Origin of the sequence: Hydrogenophaga sp. A37, from assembly GCF_002001205.1 — a bacterium.
GTDB lineage: Bacteria > Pseudomonadota > Gammaproteobacteria > Burkholderiales > Burkholderiaceae_C > Hydrogenophaga.
The window spans coordinates 1-16606 of record NZ_MUNZ01000104.1 but is presented as its reverse complement, the minus strand read 5'-3'; the positions used below and the strand labels follow the sequence as shown (position 1 = coordinate 16606).

Annotated in this window: 14 protein-coding genes; 4 read left to right on the top strand and 10 right to left on the bottom strand. The window is 66.8% G+C overall.

What is annotated here, in order from left to right; translation table 11 throughout:
• Positions 1-29: 29 nt before the first annotated feature.
• The 10 genes from B0E41_RS12355 to B0E41_RS12310 all read right to left on the bottom strand — a co-directional run bounded on the left by B0E41_RS12355 (position 30) and on the right by B0E41_RS12310 (position 11909).
• Positions 30-1121 carry a hybrid-cluster NAD(P)-dependent oxidoreductase gene (locus B0E41_RS12355; protein WP_077331454.1) on the bottom strand — a complete coding sequence of 364 codons (1092 nt, stop codon included), beginning with the start codon at positions 1119-1121 and terminating at the stop codon, positions 30-32.
• A 48-nt stretch (positions 1122-1169) separates the two neighbouring features.
• Positions 1170-2426 (bottom strand): aromatic ring-hydroxylating dioxygenase subunit alpha, encoded by a 1257-nt coding sequence (locus B0E41_RS12350; RefSeq protein WP_077331453.1) that lies wholly within the window; start codon positions 2424-2426, stop codon positions 1170-1172.
• Between the two features lie 12 nt (positions 2427-2438).
• Positions 2439-3233, bottom strand: coding sequence for a hypothetical protein (locus B0E41_RS12345; RefSeq protein WP_077331452.1), 795 nt, complete (start codon positions 3231-3233; stop codon positions 2439-2441).
• Complete coding sequence (locus B0E41_RS12340; protein WP_077331451.1) at positions 3230-4333, bottom strand: electron transfer flavoprotein subunit alpha/FixB family protein; 1104 nt, start codon at positions 4331-4333, stop codon at positions 3230-3232. The genes B0E41_RS12345 and B0E41_RS12340 overlap by 4 nt, the downstream gene beginning before the upstream one ends.
• Positions 4330-6216 (bottom strand): (Fe-S)-binding protein, encoded by a 1887-nt coding sequence (locus B0E41_RS12335; RefSeq protein WP_077331450.1) that lies wholly within the window; start codon positions 6214-6216, stop codon positions 4330-4332. Before B0E41_RS12335 ends, B0E41_RS12340 begins: the two co-directional genes overlap by 4 nt.
• Position 6217: 1 nt before the next feature.
• On the bottom strand, positions 6218-8278 hold the full coding sequence (locus tag B0E41_RS12330; protein WP_077331449.1) for an NADH:flavin oxidoreductase: 2061 nt from the start codon (positions 8276-8278) through the stop codon (positions 6218-6220).
• Positions 8279-8301: 23 nt separating this feature from the next.
• Positions 8302-8835 (bottom strand): DUF5943 domain-containing protein, encoded by a 534-nt coding sequence (locus B0E41_RS12325; RefSeq protein ID WP_077331448.1) that lies wholly within the window; start codon positions 8833-8835, stop codon positions 8302-8304.
• 40 nt (positions 8836-8875) lie between these two features.
• Complete coding sequence (locus tag B0E41_RS12320) at positions 8876-9946, bottom strand: haloacid dehalogenase-like hydrolase (RefSeq protein WP_077331447.1); 1071 nt, start codon at positions 9944-9946, stop codon at positions 8876-8878.
• 45 nt (positions 9947-9991) lie between these two features.
• Positions 9992-10786 (bottom strand): glycine betaine ABC transporter substrate-binding protein, encoded by a 795-nt coding sequence (locus B0E41_RS12315; protein ID WP_253194816.1) that lies wholly within the window; start codon positions 10784-10786, stop codon positions 9992-9994.
• Positions 10787-10937: 151 nt separating this feature from the next.
• Positions 10938-11909 (bottom strand): dipeptidase, encoded by a 972-nt coding sequence (locus B0E41_RS12310; protein ID WP_077331446.1) that lies wholly within the window; start codon positions 11907-11909, stop codon positions 10938-10940.
• 320 nt (positions 11910-12229) lie between these two features.
• On the opposite strand from B0E41_RS12310, the gene B0E41_RS12305 reads away from it, so the two are divergent.
• From B0E41_RS12305 to B0E41_RS12290, 4 genes are all read left to right on the top strand, one after another.
• Positions 12230-13156 (top strand): DMT family transporter, encoded by a 927-nt coding sequence (locus B0E41_RS12305; RefSeq protein WP_077331445.1) that lies wholly within the window; start codon positions 12230-12232, stop codon positions 13154-13156.
• 283 nt (positions 13157-13439) lie between these two features.
• The gene (locus B0E41_RS12300) at positions 13440-14372 is read left to right on the top strand and encodes a choline ABC transporter substrate-binding protein (protein ID WP_253194814.1); all 933 of its coding nucleotides are present in this window, start codon (positions 13440-13442) and stop codon (positions 14370-14372) included.
• Between the two features lie 95 nt (positions 14373-14467).
• Positions 14468-15925, top strand: a complete 1458-nt coding sequence (gene betB, locus B0E41_RS12295) for a betaine-aldehyde dehydrogenase (protein WP_077331528.1) — start codon at positions 14468-14470, stop codon at positions 15923-15925.
• 48 nt (positions 15926-15973) lie between these two features.
• Positions 15974-16606, top strand: a 633-nt coding sequence (locus tag B0E41_RS12290; protein ID WP_171984744.1) for a GMC family oxidoreductase N-terminal domain-containing protein, incomplete at its 3' end; no start/stop codon positions are given.

Here is a 16606-nt window from a genome sequence, read left to right as displayed (position 1 = left end):
GGCGGAAGCAGTGCGTATCGGTGCGTCGCTCACCGTTCCAGTGCGATGTCGCTGAGTGGTTTGCTGCAGCAGGGCAGGATCCAGCCCTGAGCGATTTCGCGCGGGCGGATGCCGCCGTTGTGTTTCATCTCGACCTCGCCAGATGTCTTGCGCGTCTTGCAGGTGCCGCACACTCCGTTGCTGCAGGAGGAGGGCAGGCGCAGGCCCGCCGCCTGCGCCGCTTGCAGCAGCGTCTGGTCGCTGCGGCACGAGAAGCTCTGGCCGCTGGTCTGCAACACGATGCTGTGCGCAGCCGATGCGCCGTCGACCAGTGGTGCCGGCTCGGGCTCCGCTGGCGCGGCGAACGAGAAACTCTCTTCCCGGTAGCGCGCCATGTCGTAGCTCGCGACCGACAGGAGCTGGCGGATCGCGGCCATGAACGGCGCCGGTCCGCAGGTGTAGATGTCGCGTGCCATGAAGTCGGGCGCGATGTGGGCCAGGCGCGCCGCGTCCATGCGGCCGAGGTGCCCGGCGTACGCGCTGCCCGGGGCATGCTGCTCGCACACCATGGCCAGCCGGAGCTTGGCCATGTTGCGCGCCATCAGCGTGAGCTCTTCGGGGAAGATCAGATCGACCGGCGAGCGGGCGCAATGGGTGAACACGATGTCGGCTTCGCTGCCGAGGTCGTGCAGCGCGCGCGTCATCGACATCAGCGGTGTGATGCCGCTGCCACCCGAGAGAAAGAGGTAACGCGGTGCGGGCGCGTGGTGGAAGCAGCTGAACTCACCGGAAGGCCCGATCGCGCCCAGGGTCATGCCGACGGACAGGTGGTCGTGCAACCAGTTGGACACCGGACCACCGGGCACGCGCTTGACGGTGATGCTCACCAGGTCGGGGCGGGTGGGGGTGCTCGACAGTGTGTAACAGCGGTTGAGCTTGCGCCCGCCGATGTCCAGTTCGAGGGTGATGAACTGCCCCGGCAGGTAGCGGAAGTGGCGGGGACCGCCGGCGGCCAGCACGAAGGTTTTGACGTCGTGTGTTTCCTGGCGAACCTGCACGCAACGCAGCGCGTCGTCTTGGTCAGAGTTCCACACCGCCGGGGGCGGTGCGGCAAGGTCGTGTGCGTGAGAGGGGGTGACCATGGCGAGGATGCGGGCGCGTGATGGATGGCGTGTTGAGTGGTCGGGCGGTCAGCGCGAGTGGGCGTTCAGGCGGTTGACGTACCAGCTGCAGAACTTTTCGACCAGGCCTTCGGTGTAGGGGGAGTAGGGGCCGGGCTGGTAGGCACCGGTGGCAATGCCGATCTGCGACTCTTCGACCAGGCGGCGGTCCTGCGCGTTGGTGGCGTTCCAGACGGCGGTGAGGTTCTCGACCGTGTAGTCCACACCTTCCACCGCATCCTTGTGCACGCACCAGGTGGTGCGCACCAGGGTCTTGGTGGCCGAGATCGGCAGCACGGAGAAGCTGACGATGTGGTCGCTCATGAAGTGGTGCCAGGAGTTGGGCTGGGTCCAGAAAGACAGCCCACCCAGCGCGGGGTCGACGAAATCGGCGAGCAGCTTTTTCGACGCCACCTCGGTGTTCATGGTCTGTGACTGACCCGCACGGTCCAGTGGCAGCCGCTGCGTGCGGTAGCCGGTGATCCGATCGTCCAGCGTGTCGATCTCGGCCGATGGCAGACCCATGCTCTCCCAGCGCGCGTGGTTGGCGGCCGTGATGTCGATGAAGCGCTGCTGTTCGGCCGCGTTGTGCTCGTCCGGCTTGTAGCCGAAACCGTATTCGTAGAGGGAGACGGTCAGCTCGGGGTGGTTGCTCACGCAGTGGTAGCACTCCCGGTTGTTCTCCATGGTGAGCTTCCAGTTGCAGTCTTCGATGATGTCCACCTGCGCGGCCACCTTGCAGTCCTGCAGGCGGTGCGGTTCCAGGTAGGGCGTCATCTCCGCCACCATCTGCTCGAAGTCTTCCGGGGGTTCGTCGGCCATGCAGATGAAGATCAGGCCCGACAGGGTGCGCACGTGCACGCTCTTGAGGCTCATTTCAGACGGGTCGAAGTCGGCGCCCATGTGCTTGGCGTGGATCAGCTTGCCGGTCAGGTCGTAGGTCCACTGGTGGTAGGGGCAGACGATGTTGCCCAGCTGGCCCTGGTGGCTGTTGCACAGCCGCGAACCACGGTGCCGGCAGACGTTGTGAAAGGCCCGCACCCCCATGTCGTCGTCGCGCACGATGAGGATGGACTTGCTGCCAAATTCAATGGCCACGTAGTCGCCGGGCTCGGGGATCTGCGGCTCGACGGCGACGAACAGCCAGTGCTTGCCGAAGATGTGTTCCATGTCGGCCTGCAGCACCGTTTCGCTGAGGTAGAAGGGCGCCTCCAGGCTGTATCCGGGGCGGCGACGGTCCAGCAGCTCGCGGGTGAGCAGCGTCTGGGCAGAGATGGTTTTTGTCATGAGGGGGTCCCTTCAGAAGTGAACGAGAGAATGGGTGCGCAGGTAGTCCAGCACCGCTTGTGCCTTGCTGCGCGTGTCGCCGGTTTGCAGCACCGTGCCGCCGGTCGACGCCGATTCGATGGCGCCCAGCATGCGGTCATGCCCACTTTTCTGGCTGCGCGCTTCCAGCACTTTTCGGCGCTTGTGGCCCGGCACCAGCGGGCCTTCCGCGAACGCGGTGGTCTGTGCGGCAGACAGGGGCTGGCGCACGATGTGCCCGGCCAGCGCGCTGGCCAGGGAATGGCGCAGCAGCTGCGGCGCGGCGGCGCTCACCGCCAGCACGGCCGGCGAGTGCACGCGAAGCTTTCGCCGGGCGCCCCTGGGCAGGGCCTGGGTCACGATCCAGGTGTCCCCGTCGGGCTGGACCGCCAGCACGTCGGTGATCACGGGCCGGTCCAGCGCCGCACCCAGCGCAAAGGGCAAGAACCCTTCGCCGTGTTCGGGCGCTTGCCGGGTGCCGGTCAGCACCCAGGCCACGGACTGCAGCTCGGTCTTCAAGGCGGCGGTGGCATCGGTGCCGGCTGCGCACGCCAGCACCTCGACGCGGGAAGCGCCCAGGGCCAGGTAGTCCCGCGCCACGCTGTCCGGCAGGGTGCCGACCGAGAGCAGCCGGGCCTGGTCCGACAGGCCCAGGGCCAGCGACGCCGCGATGGCGTCGGCCCGGCTGCGCACAGGCCGGCCACTGACGGGGTGCTCGCGCGCCGCGACCAATACCGTGATCTTGTTCACTGGATTACCTTCGTCCTGCGGGCTACGGTGCGAGCTCATGGTGCCTCCTTGTGCTGTCGCACCAGTTCGAGCAGGGCCTGCATCAGGGACCGGCTGTCTTCGACCACCGTCAGGTTGGCGCGGCGCGCGATGGGCGCGGACGCGTCCAGGTTCACCGCGATCACATGGCGGCAGTCCTTGATGCCCTGCAGGTGTTGCACGGCGCCCGAGATGCCGAGAGCGAGGTAGCCCGACGCGGTGACCGTCTTGCCCGTGGCGCCGATCTGCTGGGCGCGCACGAAGCGGCCGTCGTCCACGGCCACGCGGGACGCGCCGACGGCGGCCCCGACTTCCTGGGCCAGCGTGTGGAACAGGGGCAGGTCGTTCACCCCGTTGCCGGCGGCCAGGATGAAGTCCGCTTCCTCCAGGGCCATCGTGGCGGGGTCGCCGGTGACCACGCCCAGGTCTTCGACGCCGCGTTCGCTCACCACGGGCCAGCGGGGCGCCTCGTCGCGCACACCCTGTCCCACGAAGGGCAGCGCGGTGCTGGCCACGCCCTTGGCCAGCAGCATCACGTCGGCGTGCGGCAGCAGTCGGTCCTGGCCCGTGCGCGCCGGAATGCGCAGGCTGTCGGCGTCCAGCTCCGCGACGCCGCAGGCGCAGCGCAGGCCGGCCTGGGCCGCGAACCGGCGGCCCAGCTGGCCATCGGCGCCGCGGTCGGCAAAGAACCAGCGCCGTGGCGCCAGGCGGGCCGAGAGATCCTGCAACCACTGAACACACGCGCTGGGCTGATATTGGTTGGCATCAAATCCGTCGGCGACCACGACGCGGTCCACGCCCAGTGCCGCGACGTCGTCGTGGCAAGGGCCCAGCACCGCCAGCACCACCTCGGTGTGGGGCGCTGCCAGGATGGCCGCGGCAGCGATCGCCTGGTGCGCCAGATCGGTCAGCGCGCCCCGGTCCGAGTGGGTCACCACCAGGGTGACTTCGCTGAAGGGGCCGGCGCTGCGCACCGGCTTGGCCAGCGGCGCATGCGCTGCGCTGGTGACCAGGCGTTCGCCTTCGCTGCTGCCCAGCACGATGCGGCGCAGGCCTTGCGGCGTGATGATGGCCGGGCGGCGCGGATCAACGCGGCGCAGTGCCGTGGTTGGATGGTTCATGCCACCTCCAGTGCGCGGGCCACGAGCTCGGCGATGTCCAGCACCTCGGGGCGCGGGCCGACCACGCCTTCGAGCATGGCGGTGCAGTTGGGGCAGGCGACGGCCACCACGGTGGCGCCGGTCTGCCGGGCGTCGGCGATGCGGATGTCGGGGATGCGCGTTTCGCCCGGGATGTCGGTGAACGGCGCGCCGCCACCGCCGCCGCAGCAGCGGCCGCGCTCGGCATGGCGCTCCATCTCGACCACCTTGATACCGATGCCCTTGAGCAGTTGGCGAGGGGCATCCACTTCGCGGCCGTAGCGGCCGAGGTAACACGGGTCGTGGTAGGTCACCACGTCCTGGCCGGGCGCCTTGGTGGGCGTGATGGTGCCCTTGGCCAGCAGGTCGGCCAGCAGCTGGGTGTGGTGCCACACGTCGTACGTTCCACCCATGGCGGGGTACTCGTTCTTCAGTGAATGGAAGATGTGCGGGTCGGGCGTGACGATGTGCTGGAAGCTGTGCGCCTTCAGGGTGGCGATCAGCTGCAGGGACAGCCGCTGGAAGCCCGCCTCGTCGCCCAGCCGACGTGCCAGGTCGCCGCAGTCGGTTTCCGCCGCACCGAGCAGCGCGAACCTCAGGTCGGCCTTCTGCAGCGTCTTGACGAAGGCCCGCAAGCTGCGCTGGTAGCGCATGTCAAACCCACCTTCACCCACCAGCACCAGCCAGTCGGTCTGCTCGACAGGGGTCAGCACCGGCACGTTCAGGTCGGCGGCCCAGTGGTGGCGCGCGCCGAGCGGGAAGCCGCCCACGGTGTCGGTCTCGCGCAGCTGTTCCAGCGCTTCCATGCCCTTGTTGGGCACCTCGCCACGCACCAGGGTGATGTGGCGGCGCATGTCCACGATGGCGTCCACGTGCTCGATCAGCATCGGGCACTCCTGCACGCAGGCGCGGCAGGTGGTGCAGGACCACAGCGTGTCGGCGTTGATCAGGCCGTTGACGATGGGGAGATGGGGTGCGCCGCCGTGCTGGCCCACCGGCTGGCCGGGGTAGGGGCTGCCGGCGTAGGCGGCGTCCGTGCGGCCGCTCATGCCGACCACCAGGTCCTGGATCAGCTTTTTGGGGTTCAAGGGTTGGCCGGCGGCAAACGCGGGGCAGGCGGCTTCGCACTTGCCGCACTGCACACAAGCGTCGAAGGACAGCAGCTTGTTCCAGGCGAAGTCCGCGGGTTGGCCCACGCCCATGTCCTCGGCGGTCAGCTTCAGCGGTTTCAGGGCCGTGGCGAAGCGTTTGTCGCCGAACCGCTCGGGGCGGGGGTGCAGGCCGAGGTGCAGCAGGCCGGCCACGGCGTGCTTCATGGGGCCGCCAAGGCCGATGCCCAGCGCCAGCTCGGCGACGCCCGCGGCGAAGGCCAGGCTGATCAGGCCCGCCAGCCAGGGGGCGAGGGCGGTGCCGGTCAGGGCCACCACACCGACCAGGGTCGCGGCCACGGCGAAGGCCAGCAGGGAATAGGGCAGTCGTTTCCAGGCCCCTTGTGACAGGCGCGCGGGTGCCGCACGCCGGCGCCAGGCCATCGCAGCGGCGCCCACCATGGCCAGCAGGCCGGCGATGAGCAGCACCACGTCCAGGCTGCGCCAGTACAGTCCAAGGCCGTAGTTCAGCGCCACGACGAACAGCGCCAGCAGCGTGCCCCCGGCGACGCCGACATGGGCCTGCGCCACGAAGGGCTCACGCGCCACGACATCGTGCAGGTCCACGAAGTAGCGTTTGGGGATCTGCAGCAGACCGCCCAGGTCAAAGGCCGCCGACCGCCCGGTGCGCCAGATCGCGGTGCGCCGGGCCAGGCCGATGAGCAGGCCCAGAACGGCGAGCCAGAACACAGCGCTCACAAGGTGCGCAAGCGACATCTCAAAAGTCCTTACAGAGGCGCAGCGAGTCGTAGATCGCGGCGTGGATGTTGTGCATCGAGACGCAGTCGCCGACGCGGTAGAGCAGGAACTGATCGCCGTCGGTCTGCAGGCTCAGGCCGGGCTGCGGCAGCGCGTCGTAGAGGGCGTCGATGTCGGTCTGCCCTTTGTTCAGCGACAGGGGCTTCAACTGGTGGTAGAGACCCTCGTTGGGCAGGATGCCGTTCTCGATCACCACCTGATCGACCGCGCGCTCTTCCAGCGCCTCGGTGTACTCGTTCTTCAGCACCGCGATCAGCTTGTCGCCCTCGCGGTACACGCGCTCCAGCCAGAAATTGGGGGTCTGGATCACGCCGTTGGCGTAGAGCTGGCGGTAGAAGACCGGGAAGGTGGTGCCGCCCGTGTCGTCGGCCACCTTCACGTCGGGCGTCACGATCTCCACCAGCTTGCCGCGGGACGCGATGAAGTCGGCCACGCCGGTGCCGGCGTGCGTGCTGATGCTGTCGTAGACCAGCACGTTGTCGGCCGGCGCCACCGCGCCCGAGAGGATGTCCCAGCCGCTGACGCACAGGCCGTCGGCCGCGCCCCAGGCGGGCACCTGGCCGGTGTGCGGCGTGCCGCCCGTGGCGAGCACCACGATGTCCGGTTTTTCAGCGCGGATCATCTCGGCCGTGGCCGCCACGCCGAGGCGGCGGTCCACCCCCAGGCGCACCGTTTCCATGTCGAACCAGCGGATGATGCCCGCCATCTGTTCGCGTTTGGGCGGCTTGGCGGCCAGGTTCACCTGGCCCCCCACGGCGTGGTGCTTCTCGAACAGCACCACGTCGTGCCCGCGCTCGCGGGCCACGCGGGCCGCCTCGAGCCCCGCCGGGCCGGCGCCGACGACCACCACCTTGCGGCGCACGCCCGTGGTCTTTTCGATCACGTGGGGCATGGTCTGTTCGCGGCTGGTCGCGGCGTTCTGCACGCACAGCACGTCCAGGCCGTTGTACTGGCGGTCGATGCAGTAGTTGGCACCGACGCACTGCTTGATCTGGTCTTCGCGGCCGTCGCGGATCTTGATGACCATGTGCGGGTCGGCGATCTGCGCGCGGGTCATGCCCACCAGGTCCACCATGCCGGTGGCCAGGATGCGCTCGGCCTGCGACGCATCGCGGATGCTCTGCGCATGCATGACCGGGACCTTGGACACCGACTTGATGCCGGCGGCCAGGTGCACGAAGGGCTCCGGCGGCAGGGCCATGGGCGGCATGCAGTTGGCCAGCGTGTTGTGGGTGTCGGCGCCCGAGCCCACAACGCTCAGGAAGTCGATCAGGCCGCTCTCGGACATGGCCTGGGCGATCTCCTTGGCCATCTCGTGGCTGATGCCGTCTTCATGGAATTCGTCGCCGCACATGCGCATGCCCACGCAGAAATCGGCCCCCACCTGTTCGCGCACGGCCTGCAGCACCTCCATGCCGAAGCGCAGGCGGTTTTCAAGACTGCCGCCGTACTCGTCGGTGCGGTGGTTGACGCGCGGGCTCCAGAACTGGTCGATCAGCTGCTGGTGCGCGGCGGAGATTTCGATGCCGTCGAGGCCCGCGTCTTTCACGCGCTTGGCGGCGCGGCCGTAGTCGGCCACGATGCGGCGGATCTCTTCGATCTCGATCATCTTGGCGTTGCCACGGTGCACCGGCTCGCGGATGCCCGAGGGGCTGACCAGGTGCGGCCAGTCGAAGCCGTGCCAGGCGTTGCGCCGGCCCATGTGGGTGGCCTGGATCATCAGCTTGGCGCCATGCTTGTGCATGGTCTCGGCCAGGTTGGCCAGGGGCTCGATCACGCTGTTGGTGGCCAGGTTGACCGAGTTCCACCACGACCAGGGGCTGTCGCGGGAGACCGGGCTGGAGCCACCGCAGATGGCCAGGCCGACGCCGCCCTTGGCCTTCTCTTCGTAGTAGCGGATGTAGCGCTCGGTCGGGTGGCCGCCTTCGGCGTACACCTCGGCGTGCGCCGTGCTCACGATGCGGTTGCGCAGCAGGACCTGGTTGAGCTTCAGGGGTTCGAACAGATGCGGGTAGCGCATGGCGACGGCTTATTCAGAAAGTGTCAGAGGGGGCGGACGGTGAACTCGCAGTGGCCGTGGCCTTCGGCCGCGCACTGGGTTTCCGCACTCGTGGTGCGCACCGCCGAACCGGCGGTCTCCAGCACCCAGTCCATCGCACCCGAGAACCAGCCGGCGAACAGGTAGCAGACCTTGCTGTGGTCCACCGGCACACCGGCGATGCCCTGCGCCAGCACGAACACCGAGTGCTCCAGCTTGATGCGGGCGTGGCCCGTGGTGGCATCGGCCTCGATGAAGGAGAACAGGCCCCAGCCGCGTTGCGAGAGGCGCTTGAGGTAGTGCTCGTACACCGCCATGCCGGTCAGCCCGTGGGTGGCGGCCTCTTTCTGGCACCAGAAGTAGGCCGAGCGGTGGCCCGCCTTGTAGAGCGCCGGCGCATACACCTCGCGCCCCACCACGGCCTCGGTTTCGACATGGTTGTTGACGAAGAAGTGCCGCGGCACATAAATCATCGGCAAGCCGTCGGTGGTCCAGACGCCTGTGTCGGCGTTGACTTCAATGGGGAGTTGGGGGTTCATGGGGACTTTTTTTGAATTGAGGAATGGCGCAGGCGCGGCCTTACTGGATCTGCGCCGACTTGACCACCACCCAGTTGCGGTCCGCCGTGACTGGCAGGCCCAGGGCCTTTTGGGCTTCGGCATGGTTTTTCTGCATGGCCTGGATCTGCACCAGGTATTTGTCTTTGCGGTTCACCCACACGCGCAAGCCGCCGTGCTCCACATCGGTGCCGCGAAACAGCATGGGGCCGTCGCTCACCGGGGTGTCTCCGGCCACCAGAATGGGTTTCTTCCATTCGTCGATGTAGGTGTAGATGGCGGCCTGCTTGCCTTCGAACCAGGTCATGGGTGCCCACAGCGCGGGAGTCAATTCGTGGTCCAGCAAGGCCGCGGGGTCGTAGGTCTTGGCGGCAATCAATTTGCGCGCGTTGGTGAGCTCGCCGGTCTTGCGGTTTTTCAGCTGCATGCCGACGCCGATGACGTTCTGCGGTTTGATGTTGTAGCCATTCTTCGGGTCGGCCAACACCATGCGGACCAGCTCTTCGCTGGCGGCACTCACCACGTAGACCTCGATGCCGTTTTCCATGAGCTTGTTGTAAAGCTCCTGCATGCCGGTATAGAACTTCGGTGGCTTGACGGCGATGGTCTTGACCGCCGTGCCTTCGTAGTAGGTCGCGGGAATGCTGGTGCCGGCGGCCAGCATGTCGTCGACCCAGCCCTTGAGCTCACGCAAGGTGTAGCCCGAAAACACCTGGGCCACCCAGGGGTAGCAGACCTGGTCGTCGATCTCGCACAGGCGGTAGTAATAGCTGTTCAGGCTTTCCTTGTGGCCGTCGATGTCCTTGAACGGAATCAGCTTCAACGCCGGGTCGAGCTTGTCGCGGCTCAGAATGCCCTTCATTTCCAGATAGGGCAGCAGGGACTCTTCAAGGTCGTTGTTGTAGGTGGTGTTGTCGGCGTCGAACACCGCAAACGCGCCCTTGTTGGCGTTGGCCTGGATCAGGCTCTCCAGCTGTGTCGCAGCCTCAGGTGGCCAATGTTTCAACGCTGTCTGGGCCTGAGCGGAAAACACCAGGCCCAGACTGAGCGCCCAGGGCGCCAGCCATTGAAAAGAAATGGTTTGCTTCAACATGGCGACACAGCCTTTGCTAGTTAGAAGTTGGATTCAGTTGGACGCTCAGGCGGTCCACTCGGCGACGCGCGCCGCGTTGTCGGCCATCCATTTGTCGGCGGCGGCGGCGGGTTTGCTGCCACCTTCGACGGCCAGCATCACCGCGCCAATTTCCTCGGGCTTCCAGGAGAACTTCTTGAGGAAGGCCACGACCGACGGGGCCTTGGCGTTCAGACCGGGGTTGATCACGCTGTCGACGTGTTCTTCGGCGCCGTAGATGTTCTTGGGGTCGGCCAGGAAGCGCAGCTTGTACTTCGCGAACATCCAGTGCGGGATCCAGCCGGTCACGGCGATGGCCTTGTTGGCGCGGTAGGCGCGGTCCAGCTCGGCGGCCATGGCGGGGCCCGAGCTCGGCAGCAGGCGCATCTCCAGACCGTAGGCCTTGATGGCCTCTTCGGTCTTCTTCATCACGCCGGCGCCGGCGTCGATGCCGACGATGCGGTTGTCGAAGTCGGCGCGGAAGTTGTTCAGGTCCGCCAGGCTGTTGGCCTTGACGTACTCCGGCACGATCAGACCGATCTTGGCGCCCGGGTAGTTGGCGCCGATGATCTGCACCTTGTCCTTGAAGTTGGCCAGGTAGGCTTCGTGGGTCACGGGCAACCAGGCGGACAGGGTCATGTCCAGGTCACCGCGCGCCACGCCTTGCCACATGATGCCGGCGGCCAGCGGCACCAGGTCCACCGGGTGCCCCAGCTTGCTGCGGATGATGGCCGCGGCCAGGTGCGTGGTCGCCACGCTGTCGGACCAGCCGTCCACGAAACCGATCTTGAGCGCGGGCTTGGCTTGCGCCAGGGCACCCATGCCGGTGGCGGCCAGTGCGGTCAGGCCCAGCGACTGGGCCAGAAATGTGCGGCGGGGACGGGGGGACGAATGTTGCGACTTGATCATCATGGGGAACTCCTGCGTTGGTTGGAAGAAAGCGAGAACGGCCTGGGAGGCGGGGCGACTGGAACTACACACTCCACACTTCACCAAAAACACGGAGCCAGTTGCGCCCCATGACCTTTGTGATCTTGCTGGCCGGCCAGCCGGCGCGCTCCATGGCGGCCGTCAGGTTGGGCATTTCACCGATGGTGCGAATGCCCATCGGGTTCTGCACGGTGCCGAAGTTGGTCAGGCGACGACCACGGCCCTTGTCGTGAGTGATGTGGTCGAAGAACTCCTGTCCGTAGCCCTGCGTGTGGTCGGTGCCGACACCCACGCAGTCTTCACCGACCAGGTTGATCACGTAATCGAGGGCTTCCACGTAGTCGTCCACGGTGGACTCGATGCCGCGCCGGAGGAAGGGCGGGAACATGGTCACGCCGATGAAGCCGCCCCGGTCGGCGATGAACTTGAGCTGCTCGTCGCTCTTGTTGCGCGGGTGCTCCTTCAGGCCCGCGGGCAGGCAGTGGCTGTAGGTCACCGGCTTCTTCGACTCGAGGATCGCTTCCTCGGAGGTCTTGGCACCGACGTGGGACAGGTCCACCATGATCCCGACGCGGTTCATCTCGCCAATCACCTCGCGGCCGTAGCCCGACAGGCCACCGTCGCGTTCGTAGCAGCCGGTGCCGATCAGGTTCTGCGTGTTGTAGCAAAGCTGGACCACGCGCACGCCCATGTCCGCGAAGGCTTCGACATAGCCCAGGTGGTCTTCGAAGGCGTGTGCGTTCTGGAACCCGAGGATGATCCCGGTCTTGCCATCTTTTTTGGCCTGCTCGATGTCGGCCGTGCAACGCACCAGGGACAGCAGGTCGCTGTTCTCGCGGATGGACTTCTTCATCTCGGCGATGTTGTGCACCGTGCTCTTGAAGTCGTCCCACACCGAGACGGTGCAGTTGGCGGCGGTGAGGCCGCCCTTTTTCATGTCCTCGAAGACCGAACGGTCCCACTTCGAGATGATGAGACCGTCGATGACGATGGCGTCCTGGTGCAAGTTGCTCATGGCTGGGGTGTGAGTAAGGGTTTACGCGAAGAGGACTTGGTTTTCTGCTAGGGGTGCTGTCGAGTGCGTTCATTGTTGTGGCGCGGTCCCCCGCCAGCTTGTGCATGACAGACGCGCACTTGCTCATAAACGACATGGCGGCCGACCGGTGCAGGCGGTGGGTTTTCAACCGCTTTTTCCCGCCGAGGTGCCAGGCCGACAGGCTCGGGAGCCGTGGCTTCGGCGCGGAGTGCGCTGATCGCGTTGGACGCTGCTGAGACAATTCGGGCGGCCTTTGTCCACCACTCACCTCTCCCCCTTTTCTCCTGAAAGCACGTTCCATGCGGTCAAACGCAAACATCCGGCTCGCCATGTGGTCCATCTGGCTGATCCCGCTCCTGTGGACGGTCAACAACCTGCTGGCCCGCGTGGCGCCGGGGGTTGTCGGGCCCTACACGCTGGGGTTCATGCGCTGGGGATTGGCGGGCGTGTTGCTGAGCTGGCTGGTGCGCGACGAACTGCGGCGGGAATGGCGCCACCTGGCCCGGCACTGGTACCAGTACCTGGTGCTGGGCTTTCTGGGCATGGTGGCCTGCGGGGCCTGGGTGTACATCGGTGGTCGCACGACCAGCGCCACCAACATCGCCCTGATCTACTCCGCCGCACCGGCGCTCATCGCCGTGAGCTCGGCCGCGTGGCTGCGCGAACGCATGGGTGGCCTGCAGTGGGCGGGCCTGGCCCTGGCGCTGGCCGGCGTGTTGCATGTCATCGTGCAGGGCCACTGGATGAGCCTTGCCGAGTTCCGGTTCGTTGAAGGGGATCTCTGGATCCTGACCAGCGTGGTCTGCTGGGCGCTCTATGCGCTCCTGCTGGAGGCCTGGCGCAGTCCGTTGGGCGCCGCCGCCCGGTTGGCGGCCGCCGCCTGGGGCGCCATGCCATTGTTGGCCGCAGGGGCGGCCTGGGAGATGTCTCAGGCCTCTGCCCCTGTGATCGGCACCGAGGCCCTGCTGATGGGGCTCACCGCGGCCCTGGTTCCGGGCCTGATGGCCTTCAGCCTGTACGGCTGGTCGCAGCAGGTGCTGGGCGCCAGCAAGGTGGCAGCAACCCTTTATCTGGGCCCGCTCTATGGGGCGTTGGCGGGCTGGTGGCTGCTCGGTGAATCCCTGGGCTGGCACCACCTGTGGGGTGGCCTGTTGCTCATGCCCGGCGTCTACCTGGCCTCTCGCCCCGCCTCGTCTTCACGCCAGGCGGCCACTGCGCCGCCGTGAGTTTTTTGCGCCAGCGGTTCGTGGTGGCGACGGCCGACTCACGGAGAGCTGGCCCCGGTGCATGTCGGAATCAGGCCAGAAACTGGCGTGTTCAGCGAATCGCCAGGCGCCGATGCCCCGCATCATGCCCTGGCGTACCAAGCCGTTCCAAGCCGTTGATGGGGTGGCGGCAGACGTTTCCCGCACCCCTTGACGGGGGTGTGTTCCCAACGGACGCGGCAATGCTTGGTCAACGACCATCCGGGTGCCTGCGTCGTCTTTTCCAGCTGGAGCAAACATGCAGATGAAGGTAGCAGGACTATTCGCCGCAGTGAGCTTGTTGACGGGGCAGCAAGCCTTCGCCGAAGACGCCGCTTGCAAGACCGTCAGCTTTGCCGACGTGGGCTGGAGCGACATCGCGGCCACCACGGGGCTGGCCTCGGTGGTGCTCGAAGGCCTCGGCTACCAGCCCAAGGTCACCATCGCGTCCGTGCCCATCGTCTTCGCGGGCATGAAGAAAAAACAGATCGACGCGTTCCTGGGCTACTGGAACCCGTCCATGACGCCGGTCATCGAGCCGTTCGTGAAGGCGGGCGACATCAAGGTGCTGGAGACACCCAACCTGGTGGGCGCCAAGTACACGCTGGCGGTGCCGACCTACCTGTACGACAAGGGTCTCAAGACCTTCACCGACATCGCGAAGTTCGAGAAGGAACTGGGGGGCAAGATCCACGGGATCGAACCCGGCAACGACGGCAACGCCCTGATCGCCGGAATGATCAAGGACAACAAGTTCGGTTTGAAGACCTTCAAGCTGGTGGAGTCCAGCGAGGCGGGCATGCTGGTGTCGGCGCAGCGCGCGGTCAAGGAGCAGAAGGCCATCGTGTTCCTGGGCTGGGAGCCGCACCCGATGAACGTGCAGATGAAGATGAGCTACCTCGCGGGTGGCGACGATGTGTTCGGGCCGAACCTGGGCGAGGCCAAGGTCTACACCGCGGTTCCGCCGTCCTATGAGAAGCGCTGCCCCAATGTCTACGCCTTCCTCAAGAACCTGCAGTTCAGCACCACCATCGAGAACGAGGTGATGGGCCCCATCCTCAACAAGGTCAAGCCCAACACGGCGGCACGGGCCTACCTCAAGAAGAACCCGGGCACGGTGGACAAGTGGCTGGCGGGCGTGACCACGTTCGATGGCAAGCCCGGCCTGGACGCGGTCAAGGCTGCTCTCGCAAAATAAACCCGCCCGCACCGCCGGCCTCCATCCGTGTGGGGGTGGCCGGTGTGCGGCCCCGAGCGCCCGGCCTGCAAGGGCCAGGCCCCGCAAGGATGGTCATGAATCCCACAGCCCTGTTCAGTTTCATCAACGGCCAAACCGTCCACGGCGGGGGGCAGGCTTTTGAGTCGGTCAACCCGGCGACCGGGCGGGCTTACGCCGTCGTGCACGAAGCCACACAGGACGACGTGAACCGGGCGGTGGAGGCCGCGCAGGCGGGCTTCCAGTTGTGGTCGGCCATGACCGGCACCGAGCGGGGGCGCATCCTGCGCCGGGCGGCCGACATCCTGCGCGAGCGCAATCACGAGTTGGCGGCGCTGGAGGTGCAGGACTGCGGCAAACCGATTCAAGAAGCCTTGGTCGTGGACGTGATGAGCGGCGCGGACTGCATCGAGTATTTCGCGGGCGCTGCCGCGACACTGACCGGCCAGCAATACCCCCTGAAAAACGCGTTCGCCTACACCCGCAAGGAGCCGCTGGGCGTGTGCGTGGGCATCGGCGCCTGGAACTACCCGATCCAGATCGCCTGCTGGAAATCGGCGCCCGCGCTGGCGGCGGGCAACGCGATGATTTTCAAGCCCTCGGAGTTGACACCGGCCACCGCGGTCAAGCTGGCCGAGGTGTACCTGGAGGCCGGCGTGCCGCCTGGGGTGTTCAACGTGGTGCAGGGGCGCGGGGCGGTGGGTGCCATGCTGGCGGCCCACCCAGGTGTGGCCAAGGTCTCGGTCACCGGCTCGGTGCCCACGGGCAAACGGGTCATGGAAACGGCCGCCGGCACCTTGAAGCGGGTGACGATGGAGCTGGGCGGCAAATCGCCGCTGCTGGTGTTCGACGACGCCGACCTGGAGCAGGCGGTGGCCGCCGCGATGATGGGCAACTTCTACACCCAGGGCGAGGTCTGCACCAACTGCACCCGCGTGTTCGTGCAACGCGGCATTGCGCCCCGGTTCCTGGCGCGCCTGAAGGAGCGCACGCTGCTGTTGCGTGTGGGCGACCCGATGGACCCCGCCACCGAGGTCGGCGCCCTGATCTCCGAGGCCCACACCGCCCGGGTGATGGAGTACATCGCCAGCGGCGTGGCCGAGGGCGCGACGCTGGTCTGCGGCGGGGAGCGGGTCGCGGTCGAGGGCCTGGGCGCCCAGTTCGTGGCGCCGACCATCTTTGCCGACTGCCAGGATGACATGCGCATCGTGCGCGAGGAAATCTTCGGGCCGGTGCTCTCCATGCTGAGCTTCGACACCGAGGCCGAGGCCATCGCGCGCGCCAACCAGTCGCGCTTTGGTCTGGCCGCCGGTGTGTTCACCACCGACCTGCAGCGCGGCCACCGCGTTGCCGCGCGCATCAAGGCCGGCATCTGCTGGATCAACAACTACAACATCACGCCCATCGAGATGCCGTTCGGGGGCGTTGGCGAATCCGGCATCGGCTCCGAGAACAGCATGGCCGCCCTGGACCACTACACACAGCTCAAGACCGTGTATGTCGAGCTCGGCGAGGTGGCCACCGGCTACCGCTGAAATCCGCTTTCCGATCCTTCATCTCCACCGCAGCACGCACCGCCTCGCATGACCCAGCCCGCCGCAGCGTTCGACTACATCATCATCGGCGCAGGCTCGGCCGGCAGCACGCTGGCCTACCGCTTGGGCGAAGACTTGGACGTGAAGATCCTGGTGATCGAGGCCGGCCCGATGGACCACAACCTGTTCATCCACATGCCCAGCGCGTTCGCCTACCCCATGGCCAACCCGCGCTACAGCTGGCAGTTCGAGGCCGAGGCCGACCCCGGCATGAACAACCGCCGCATCCACTGCCCGCGCGGCAAGACCATTGGCGGGTCGAGCAGCATCAACGGCATGGTCTACATCCGCGGCAACGCGGAGGACTACAACGGCTGGGCCGAACAGTTTGACCTGCCCGAATGGCGCTATGCCAACTGCCTGCCGTACTTCCGAAAGTCTGAAACCCGGGAGCAGGGCGGCGACGATTACCGGGGCTCGGACGGGCCGCTGAAGGTGCGCACCGGTGCCTGCGAGAACCCGCTCTACAAGGCCTTCATCGAGGCCGGGCAGGAGGCCGGTTATGGCTACACCGCCGACATGAACGGCCACCGGCAAGAGGGCTTTGGCCCCATGGACATGACCGTGCACAAGGGCCGGCGCTGGAGCACGGCCATGGCCTACCTGCGCCCGGCGCTCAAG

Coding starts and splice junctions, on each gene's coding strand:
- B0E41_RS12330 (WP_077331449.1), bottom strand. CDS start 8,278: ATGCGCTACCCGCATCTGTTCGAACCCCTGAAGCTCAACCAGGTCCTG.
- B0E41_RS12335 (WP_077331450.1), bottom strand. CDS start 6,216: ATGTCGCTTGCGCACCTTGTGAGCGCTGTGTTCTGGCTCGCCGTTCTG.
- B0E41_RS12320 (WP_077331447.1), bottom strand. CDS start 9,946: ATGTTGAAGCAAACCATTTCTTTTCAATGGCTGGCGCCCTGGGCGCTC.
- B0E41_RS12310 (WP_077331446.1), bottom strand. CDS start 11,909: ATGAGCAACTTGCACCAGGACGCCATCGTCATCGACGGTCTCATCATC.
- B0E41_RS12305 (WP_077331445.1), top strand. CDS start 12,230: ATGCGGTCAAACGCAAACATCCGGCTCGCCATGTGGTCCATCTGGCTG.
- B0E41_RS12350 (WP_077331453.1), bottom strand. CDS start 2,426: ATGACAAAAACCATCTCTGCCCAGACGCTGCTCACCCGCGAGCTGCTG.
- B0E41_RS12345 (WP_077331452.1), bottom strand. CDS start 3,233: ATGAGCTCGCACCGTAGCCCGCAGGACGAAGGTAATCCAGTGAACAAG.
- betB (WP_077331528.1), top strand. CDS start 14,468: ATGAATCCCACAGCCCTGTTCAGTTTCATCAACGGCCAAACCGTCCAC.
- B0E41_RS12300 (WP_253194814.1), top strand. CDS start 13,440: ATGAAGGTAGCAGGACTATTCGCCGCAGTGAGCTTGTTGACGGGGCAG.
- B0E41_RS12315 (WP_253194816.1), bottom strand. CDS start 10,786: ATGGGTGCCCTGGCGCAAGCCAAGCCCGCGCTCAAGATCGGTTTCGTG.
- B0E41_RS12355 (WP_077331454.1), bottom strand. CDS start 1,121: ATGGTCACCCCCTCTCACGCACACGACCTTGCCGCACCGCCCCCGGCG.
- B0E41_RS12340 (WP_077331451.1), bottom strand. CDS start 4,333: ATGAACCATCCAACCACGGCACTGCGCCGCGTTGATCCGCGCCGCCCG.
- B0E41_RS12325 (WP_077331448.1), bottom strand. CDS start 8,835: ATGAACCCCCAACTCCCCATTGAAGTCAACGCCGACACAGGCGTCTGG.